Genomic DNA, 2225 nt, shown 5'->3' with positions numbered 1-2225 from the left:
GGATCAAGCAGAATGATCAATCCGCTTTTATCCAAGAAAATCCGCTTTGATCCGCGTTGAGAAACTCTCCTGCATGGTCGACGACCCGGTCTCCATCCGCGCGAAAATGCGCGAGCAGCGTGCGCGTCTGACGCCGGCCGAGCGCATCGCCGCGGCGAGCGCAGTGGCGGCGAGCCTCGAACAGCTTCCCGAATTCCTCGTCGATCCGCGCATCGCCGGCTATTGGGCGATTGGCGGCGAAGTGCCGCTGCACGCGGTCGTGGCGCAGCTGCGCACCCGCGAGCAGCCCTATTTTTTGCCGATCGTGATGAGCGACCGCACTCTGCGCTTCGCAGCGCTGAAACCCGGTGCGCAGGTGACGCCCAATCGCTACGGTATTCCGGAGCCTGAGCATGCGTCGGCCGATTTGCTGGCACCGCGGCAGCTCAACCTCGTGCTCGTACCGCTGACCGCATTCGATCGCAGCGGGCGGCGGCTCGGCATGGGCGGCGGCTACTACGATCGCAGCTTTGCCTTTCTGCGCGGCGTGTCACGCCCCGCGCAACCGCTGCTGGTCGGAATCGGCTACGCTTTTCAGGAGGTCGCAACGCTGCCTGCGCAGGATTGGGACATCGCGCTCGACTTTATCGCCACCGAGAAAGAACTGATCGACTGCACGCCACCGGAGAGCCGCCCATGAACTACTGGCTGATGAAGTCCGAACCGGATGAGTTTTCGATCGACGATCTGAAAACGCGCAAGAGCGAGCCTTGGAGCGGTGTGCGCAACTATCAGGCGCGCAACCACATGCGCGCGATGCGCAAGGGCGACGAGGTGATGTTCTACCATTCAAGCTGTGAGGTACCCGGCGTCGTCGGCATCGCCACGGTCGGCACCGAAGCGCATCCCGACCCAACCCAGTTCGACCCGAACAGCGACTACTTCGATGCCAAGTCCTCGCATGCGGAGCCGCGCTGGTCGCTGGTCGACGTCAAGTTCAAGCGCAAGCTCAAGCGCACGATCACGCTGACCGAGCTCAAGGATCGCCCCGAGCTGAAGGATTTCGCTCTCGTCCAGCGCGGCAACCGCCTTTCGGTGCTGCCGGTGACCAAGGCGCAGTGGGATTTCATTTTGTCTTTGGAACAGTGATGACTCCGCAGGAACAACAGAAGCGCCTCGCCGCCCAAGCCGCGATCAAATACGTCGAGGACAACAGCATCGTCGGCGTTGGCACAGGCTCGACGGTGATGCACTTCATCGACGAGCTCGGCAAGATTCGCGACCGCATCACGGCAGCCGTGTCGAGTTCGGAAAAATCGACGGCGGCACTGAAAGCTTTCGGCATCGACGTCATCGATCTCAACTCCGCCGGCGAGCTTGGCGTCTACATCGACGGTGCCGACGAGTGCGATCCGCACAAGAACCTGATCAAGGGTGGCGGCGCGGCACTGACGCGCGAAAAGATCATCGCGGCGGCGTCGAAGAAATTCGTCTGCATGATCGATCCGAGCAAGCGCGTCGATGTGCTCGGCAAGTTCCCGCTGCCGATCGAGGTGATTCCGATGGCGCGCAGCTACGTCGCGCGCGAACTGGTCAAGCTCGGCGGCCAGCCGGTGTGGCGCGATGGCGTCGTTACCGACAACGGCAACGCGATCCTCGACGTGCATGGTTTGCGTATCGTCGATCCGCCCGCGCTCGAGGCGGAACTCAATCAGATCGTCGGCGTGGTCTGCGTCGGCCTGTTCGCGCGGCGCTGTGCCGATGTCGTGTTGATCGGCGGCGACCGGATGCCGTGAAGAAGTTGGTCTTTGTCCTCGCCTCGGCGCTGCCGGGCCTGTCCGCGCTGGCCGCGCTGGCCGCGCCTGTCGCCTCGACGGCGGATATTCCGGTCTACTCGTACGAAGTCGTCCACGTCTATCCGCACGATCGTGGCGCGTTCACCGAGGGGCTGTTTTTCCGCGACGGCTTCCTTTTCGAAAGCACCGGCATGAATGGCGCTTCGTCGATTCGCAAGGTCGAGCTGAAGAGCGGCCGCGTGGTGCAGCAACACGATCTGCCGCAGGCGTTTTTCGGCGAGGGCATCGTCGACTGGAAGAACAAACTCATTGCGGTGACCTGGCGCACGCAGCACGGATTCGTGCTCGACATCGATGATCTGAACAAGGTCGAAAAGGAATTTTTCTATCCCGGCGAAGGCTGGGGCATGACGCGCAACGACAAAAGCCTGCTGCTCAGCGACGGCACAT

Annotated in this window: 4 protein-coding genes; all 4 read left to right on the top strand. The window is 62.4% G+C overall.

Going from position 1 to position 2225, the window contains the following annotated elements; translation table 11 throughout:
* Nucleotides 1–73: 73 nt before the first annotated feature.
* On the top strand, nucleotides 74–679 hold the full coding sequence (locus tag VF497_RS09130; protein ID WP_330887891.1) for a 5-formyltetrahydrofolate cyclo-ligase: 606 nt from the start codon (nucleotides 74–76) through the stop codon (nucleotides 677–679).
* Nucleotides 676–1128 (top strand): EVE domain-containing protein, encoded by a 453-nt coding sequence (locus tag VF497_RS09125; RefSeq protein ID WP_330887889.1) that lies wholly within the window; start codon nucleotides 676–678, stop codon nucleotides 1126–1128. The genes VF497_RS09130 and VF497_RS09125 overlap by 4 nt, the downstream gene beginning before the upstream one ends.
* Complete coding sequence (gene rpiA, locus VF497_RS09120; protein WP_330887887.1) at nucleotides 1128–1775, top strand: ribose-5-phosphate isomerase RpiA; 648 nt, start codon at nucleotides 1128–1130, stop codon at nucleotides 1773–1775. The genes VF497_RS09125 and rpiA overlap by 1 nt, the downstream gene beginning before the upstream one ends.
* The coding region (locus VF497_RS09115; protein WP_330887885.1) for a glutaminyl-peptide cyclotransferase at nucleotides 1772–2225 on the top strand (454 nt) is incomplete at its 3' end. The genes rpiA and VF497_RS09115, both read left to right, overlap by 4 nt.

The sequence above is a fragment of the Rudaea sp. genome, assembly GCF_036383415.1.
Lineage (GTDB): Bacteria > Pseudomonadota > Gammaproteobacteria > Xanthomonadales > Rhodanobacteraceae > Rudaea.
This window is presented reverse-complemented; position numbering and strand designations above follow the sequence as displayed.

What these genes read in the sequence shown, in the direction of transcription:
- rpiA (WP_330887887.1), top strand. Translation starts at nt 1,128, where the DNA reads ATGACTCCGCAGGAACAACAGAAGCGCCTCGCCGCCCAAGCCGCGATC.
- VF497_RS09125 (WP_330887889.1), top strand. Translation starts at nt 676, where the DNA reads ATGAACTACTGGCTGATGAAGTCCGAACCGGATGAGTTTTCGATCGAC.
- VF497_RS09130 (WP_330887891.1), top strand. Translation starts at nt 74, where the DNA reads ATGGTCGACGACCCGGTCTCCATCCGCGCGAAAATGCGCGAGCAGCGT.